The 6277-nt window shown below is 34.4% G+C and carries 7 protein-coding genes; 4 read left to right on the top strand and 3 right to left on the bottom strand.

Annotated features, from left to right (window positions below; genetic code table 11):
* Positions 1-74: 74 nt before the first annotated feature.
* Positions 75-812 (bottom strand): response regulator transcription factor, encoded by a 738-nt coding sequence (locus FC88_RS07925; protein WP_057814498.1) that lies wholly within the window; start codon positions 810-812, stop codon positions 75-77.
* 376 nt (positions 813-1188) lie between these two features.
* Here FC88_RS07925 and FC88_RS07920 point away from each other — a divergent pair, with 376 nt between their 5' ends.
* The 4 genes from FC88_RS07920 (at position 1189) to pstB (ending at position 4781) form a co-directional block, all read left to right on the top strand.
* On the top strand, positions 1189-2094 hold the full coding sequence (locus FC88_RS07920; RefSeq protein ID WP_057814495.1) for a phosphate ABC transporter substrate-binding protein PstS family protein: 906 nt from the start codon (positions 1189-1191) through the stop codon (positions 2092-2094).
* Positions 2095-2172: 78 nt separating this feature from the next.
* On the top strand, positions 2173-3090 hold the full coding sequence (gene pstC / locus FC88_RS07915) for a phosphate ABC transporter permease subunit PstC (RefSeq protein ID WP_057814493.1): 918 nt from the start codon (positions 2173-2175) through the stop codon (positions 3088-3090).
* On the top strand, positions 3090-3977 hold the full coding sequence (pstA, locus tag FC88_RS07910) for a phosphate ABC transporter permease PstA (protein ID WP_057814491.1): 888 nt from the start codon (positions 3090-3092) through the stop codon (positions 3975-3977). Before pstC ends, pstA begins: the two co-directional genes overlap by 1 nt.
* Before the next feature lie 9 nt (positions 3978-3986).
* Positions 3987-4781 carry a phosphate ABC transporter ATP-binding protein PstB gene (gene pstB, locus FC88_RS07905; RefSeq protein ID WP_057814489.1) on the top strand — a complete coding sequence of 265 codons (795 nt, stop codon included), beginning with the start codon at positions 3987-3989 and terminating at the stop codon, positions 4779-4781.
* Between the two features lie 42 nt (positions 4782-4823).
* On the opposite strand, the gene FC88_RS07900 is transcribed toward pstB, so the two are convergent.
* Together FC88_RS07900 and FC88_RS07895 are read right to left on the bottom strand one after the other, a co-directional pair.
* The gene (locus tag FC88_RS07900; RefSeq protein ID WP_057814487.1) at positions 4824-5138 is read right to left on the bottom strand and encodes a hypothetical protein; all 315 of its coding nucleotides are present in this window, start codon (positions 5136-5138) and stop codon (positions 4824-4826) included.
* A 95-nt stretch (positions 5139-5233) separates the two neighbouring features.
* Positions 5234-6163: a DMT family transporter gene (locus FC88_RS07895; protein WP_057814485.1), complete on the bottom strand. Its 930-nt coding sequence runs from the start codon at positions 6161-6163 to the stop codon at positions 5234-5236.
* Between the last annotated feature and the right edge of the window lie 114 nt (positions 6164-6277).

The following is a 6277-nucleotide window of genomic DNA, read 5'->3' as shown; positions in this document are numbered from 1 at the left end:
AAAAAAAGTGCTCCCAAAGTTGTTAGATTATGTCTAACAATTTTAGAGCACTTCACTAAATTAGCGGGCGTTTTTTAATTTTCTGATACCAAAGGATATTTATTATCCAAAACATATCCGAAACCTCGAACCGTTTTAATACAATTTTGCGACTGCGATTGTTCTGCCAGTTTATCTCGTAAATGACTGATATGAATATCAATTGTTCGACTAGACCCGATTGAGTCATACCCCCAAACTCCTTCTAAAAGTTGGTCTCGACTCATTACCTTGCCTCGATGTTGGATCAAATACCAAAACAGGCTGAATTCTTTAGGTGTCAAACCAATGTCATAACCGTTGTGTGTTACGCGATAATGTTTAAAATCAATCACAATATCATTGTATTTAACAGTATTTTTATTGGAGTTATTTTTAATTGGATGTTTTCCCTTTTTGATAGAGAGCTTATTATAAACCCAAAATAATTGCTTAACCTTAGCAACCAATTCAGGATATTCGAATGGTTTAGTGATGAAACTATCAATATTAATGTTATAGAACAAAGAACGTCTTTTCTTCTCTTTTGCAGGAGCCAAAACAATGATGGGACCAGAAATTTTATTACGCAAAGATTTCAAAATCTTAATAGACTTATTCAAATCCATTATCGTAAAATCCCAAAGTAAACCTGCAATTTCTTCTTTTCCAGCTAATTTTTCTACATCTCTTGGGTCAGTAATATTTTGAAGAAACCAGCCTTGCTTATTAAAGCTTCGATTGATCTCTATAAATAGTGGTAGTTTATTACTCAACAATACTAGCGGTTGCATGTACTCGACTTCCTTCCAAATCCTTAATACCAAAGATTTGCATCTTTACAATACTAAGGAATCTTTACATGAGGTTTTCTGAAACAAACACTAACTGTAGCTACATCACAACTTGATTATAGCAATGTAAATAATGGTGGTCATTTACAATAGCTAAATTGGGTATTGTATTTCAATATATACATTTACAAATGTTGTTATATTACAGTATTTGATGTTCCAGTTCACTTTTTAGTCTACAAAGCAAATGTATATTTTTTTCACAACTTTACAAAACTTTTACATTAAATAAACATTATATATACACGTCACCTTTATCTTTATAAGTGTTAGGTAAATGATTTTATCAATACGAATTTGAATAGGGGTTTTAGAAATGAAAAAGAAAACTATTATTTCATTGGTATTAAGCTTCGCCGCTTTAATGCTCGTTCTAACTGGTTGCGGTAATGGGAATAACAAGACCAGTGCTACTTCAAAGAGCGACAGCAGTACAACTTCGGGCAAGATTACAGCCGTTGGATCAACAGCTTTACAACCATTAGTTGAAAAAGCTGCTGCTAACTTCCAAAAGGCCAATAGCAAAGTTGACATCACTGTTCAAGGTGGTGGTTCTGGTACTGGTTTAAGTCAAGTTCAAGACAAATCGGTTACAATCGGTAACTCAGATATCTTCGCCGAAGAAAAAGATGGCGTTGATGCTAAGAAACTAGTTGACCACAAGGTTGCCGTCGTTGGTATGGCTCCAGTAGTTAATAAAGATGCAAATGTTAAATCATTAACAATGGATCAAGTAAAACAAATCTTTACCGGCAAGATCACTAACTGGAAAGAAGTTGGTGGCAAGGACGAAAAAATCACTGTCGTTAACCGTGCTAAAGGTAGTGGTACTCGTGCAACATTTGAAGCTGCTGTTCTAAAAGGAGCAGAAGCTGTTAAATCACAAGAACAAGATTCAAACGGTACTGTTCAAAAAATCGTTGAAAGTACACCAGGTGCCATTAGTTACCTAGCATTCTCATATATCACTAATAAAGTACAAGCAATTTCAATCGATAATGTACAACCTACTGATGAAAATGTTGAATCAAACAAGTGGAAGATCTGGTCATATGAACATATGTACACTAACGGCAAAGCTGAAGGTGCTACTGCTAAGTTCCTCGACTACATGAATTCTAAAGATGTTCAAAACTCACTTGTTAAAGACATGGGTTACATCAGTATTCACAATATGAAGGTTCAAAAAGATTCTAAAGGAACAGTTAGCGATGTTAAATAACTGAAAAAAGAGAACTTCAACCTTGCCCAATCTTGGTCGAGGTTCTTTTTTTATATTTTTATATAGGAGGTTCTCCCTATGGATGATATTCAAAAAAAATTACAAACAAGATCTAAGGCCACCTTCCAAGATTATTTTGGTAAAGGAATTTGTTACGTTTGCATTGGTTTAATCATTTTATTAGTTACTTGTATTCTCTATTTCATCGCTTCTAAAGGTTTAGCTACCTTTACACAAAACCATGTAAATGTTTTTGATTTCTTAACTAAAACAAATTGGAATCCTGGTGCCACTGATGCTAAAGGACATCCCGATATTGGTGCTTTACCAATGATCGTTACTTCTTTTAGCGTCACTTTATTAGCAGCAATTTTAGCAACTCCTTTTGCTTTAGGGGTCGCAATCTTTATGGCTGAATTTTCCAGCAAAAAAGGCAGTAAAATTCTTCAACCAGTTATCGAATTACTAGTTGGTATTCCTTCTGTCGTTTATGGTTTTATTGGATTATCAGTTATCGTTCCCTTTATTAGAGGTATGTTTGGTGGAACTGGATTCGGTATTCTATCAGGTACTTTAGTCCTCTTCGTCATGATTTTACCGACGATAACTTCTCTATCAGTTGACAGTTTAAACGCTGTTCCTCTTTTTTATCGTCAAGCATCACTAGCCCTTGGAGCTACTAGATGGCAAACTATCTACAAAGTAGTCTTAAGAGCTGCAATTCCTGGTATTTTGACAGCTATAATTTTTGGAATGGCTCGAGCTTTTGGTGAAGCTTTGGCGGTTCAAATGGTTATCGGAAACGCAGCTTTGATGCCCAAGAACTTAGTTTCACCTGCATCAACTTTGACTAGTAAATTAACTACTGATATCGGCAATACTGTTATGGGAACTTTGCCCAACAATGCGCTTTGGTCATTAGCTTTAATCCTATTACTGATGTCATTGATCTTAAACATGCTAGTTAAATTTATTGGAAAGAGAGGTCGTTTCTAATGAATGCTAAAAAATACGATCACTTAGCTACTGGCGTTATCTACACTTTGGTTGTAGCAGTTATTCTAATCTTAGTTGCCATTTTAGGTTACATTCTTTTTAACGGTGTGCCTGATATTTCATGGCATTTCTTAACTTCCGCTGCTCAATCATTCAGTGCTGGAGGTGGAATTAGAGATCAACTCTTTAATTCACTCTACTTACTAGTCCTTACAATCATTGTTTCTTTACCAATTGGTTTGGGAGCAGGAATTTACTTATCTGAGTACGCCAAAGACAACTGGTTTACCGATTTAATCAGAACCAGTGTTGAAGTATTGAGCTCTTTACCTTCAGTTGTTGTCGGACTATTTGGTTACTTACTATTCGTTATCAAATTAAATCTTGGTTTCTCAATTCTTTCTGGAGCTATTGCTTTAACTTTCTTTAATCTTCCTCTATTGACTAGAAACATTGAAGAATCTTTACGTAGCGTACCTGATTTACAAAGAGAAGCTGGAATGTCTTTAGGACTATCCAATTGGAAAACCACTACAAAAATTGTTTTACCTGCTGCCTTGCCTGGTATTTTAACCGGCTTAATTCTTAGTGCTGGTAGAATTTTTGGTGAAGCCGCTGCTTTAATTTATACTGCTGGTCAAAGTGCTCCAACTGTTGATTACACGAACTGGAATATTTTCTCTAGCACAAGTTTTTTAAATCCTATGCGTCCAGCTGAAACTTTAGCAGTTCACATTTGGAAAGTTAATACTGAGAGTGTTACTCCAGATGCTCATTTAATTTCTAGTGCTTCTTCTGCTGTATTAATCATCGTCATTTTAATTTTCAACCTAGGTGCTCGTTTCTTAGGAAACCAACTCTACAAAAAAATTACTGCTACGAAATGAGGTCTTATTTTGAAAGAATATAATTTAAATGAATCTTTTATAACTAAAATCGCAGAAGAAAAGGCACTTACAACTAAAGATTTACAAGTATACTATGGTAACAATCACGCTATTTTTGATGCCAATCTTGAATTTCCACGTTTTGAAATCACCGCTTTGATCGGTGCTTCTGGTTGTGGTAAATCAACTTTCTTACGCTGCTTGAATCGTATGAACGACAAACGTGCTCGTGTCGATGGTGAAATAATGTATCGTAATCTTGATATCAATTCTCCAAAAATTAACGTTTATGAAGTTAGAAAGCACATTGGAATGGTGTTTCAAAGACCTAATCCATTTGCTAAGTCCATTCGAGAAAATATTACTTTTGCTCTAAAAAATGCCGGTATTACTAAAAAAGAAATTTTGGAACAACGATTGGAACAAAGTCTAAAGGATGCCGCACTGTGGGATGAAGTAAAAGATGATCTCGATAAAAGTGCTTTAGCTTTATCAGGCGGTCAACAACAACGTCTCTGTATTGCTCGCTCGATAGCCATGCACCCTGATATTTTGCTGTTGGATGAACCCGCCAGTGCTTTGGATCCAATTTCCACTTCAAAAATTGAAGAAACACTCGAAACCTTGAAGAAAAATTATACGATTATTATCGTTACACATAATTTGCAACAAGCTTCTCGTATTAGTGATTACACCGCTTTTTTACATCTAGGCCACATCATCGAATACAATACGACAGCAAACGTCTTTACTAAACCTAAAATGCAAGCCACTGAAGATTATGTTTCCGGTAATTTCGGTTAAAAAAATGGTAGCCATTCAATTAAATGAATGAACTACCATTTTTTATTTTCTCAAAACCAATTCATATTTATTGGCTTGATCAGTCTTTTTTATAATATATTCTTTGATAATGACGTGTTTTATATCCTCACGTTGTTTTTTTGCTTCACTCATAAATTTACGATGAACCCAATGATTAAAACTAGTTACTAGACCCATCCAGCCAGCTGTTGTAGCAATTGACCACTCGGCGCCACTCCCCATTACTTGCTCACGATGAATTTCATCACAAAATTCAAAAGCAGTTCGTTCAACTTCAAAGCCACTTTCTCTATTATCAATGGCTTTTTTTAAATCCTCTAAATTACTAATTTTCATAATTACCTCTATAAAAATAAAAGATAGAATCAATTTTACTTATCTTATATTTTACTTGTTTATTAGCAATTTCGATAGCTTGATTTAACCGTTATTTATAAAAGACGGATGATAACAACACCAAAGATCATAATTAATAAACTTACTATTTGCGCAAAAGTAATTGGATTCTTTGCTGACCTGAACCAACCAAATTGATCTATCAATAAACTACCAATAATCAATCCAACCAGTACAATCACTACTGCCAGTCCTGTCCCAATTTTGGGAACTAAATAAACATTTCCCAAAACAAATAAGGCTCCAATAAGTCCACCTAACCAAAGCCACCAAGGATTTTCTTTGCTTTTTTGAAAGCTTAAACGTGGATGAATTATTGCGACAATTACAATCAAAGAAATTGTACCTACAAAAAATGAGATAAAAGCTGCTTTAACTGAAGAATTTAAAACTATTCCTAGATGCCCATTGATAGCCGTTTGAGTGGCACTAAACATCCCTACCACAATTCCAATTAACCGATAATACCAAAAATTATTTGTCCTATCAGGTAAAAATTTCTTATGGCGATATAAGATTATTTGGTTGATAGACACGGCTCCTACTACACCAATGATCACCAAAATAGCTCCGATAATTCTACTCCAATTCAATGGATGAACTAGTGAATCAAACAATCCAAAGTTATCAATTACCAATCCCATAATTATCTGTCCTAAAATTGGCATGATCACAGTTTGCACACTACCAAGTTTAGGAAATAAAAGAATATTGGAAGTTAAATAGATTACTCCTAATAAGCCACCTAACCAAAGCCAAACAGGTTCTTTTCTAAATAAATTTAAGGAAAAAAACAATGACTTATCAAAAAATATCGTAATAAGTGCTAAAAACAGCGTCCCTAACGAAAATGAAATCAACGAAGCTACCAAGGGAGACCCCACTGAAAATTTTAATCGAGAATTAATACTAGTTTGGATTGGCAAACCAATTCCAATTATCAAACCAATTAATATCGCTAACATTTTTTCACCTTCACAACTTTAATATAGGTTTTAATATTTTCGAACGATATTTTTTTGATTGGCAGATTGCAAGAAATAACCGAACATTTTTTAAAACTTAATATTTTCCATAAA

The organism is Companilactobacillus futsaii JCM 17355, from assembly GCF_001435505.1.
In the GTDB taxonomy this organism is placed as follows: domain Bacteria; phylum Bacillota; class Bacilli; order Lactobacillales; family Lactobacillaceae; genus Companilactobacillus; species Companilactobacillus futsaii.
The sequence above is the reverse complement of the archived record's forward strand: the minus strand, read 5'-3'. Positions and strand labels throughout refer to the sequence as shown.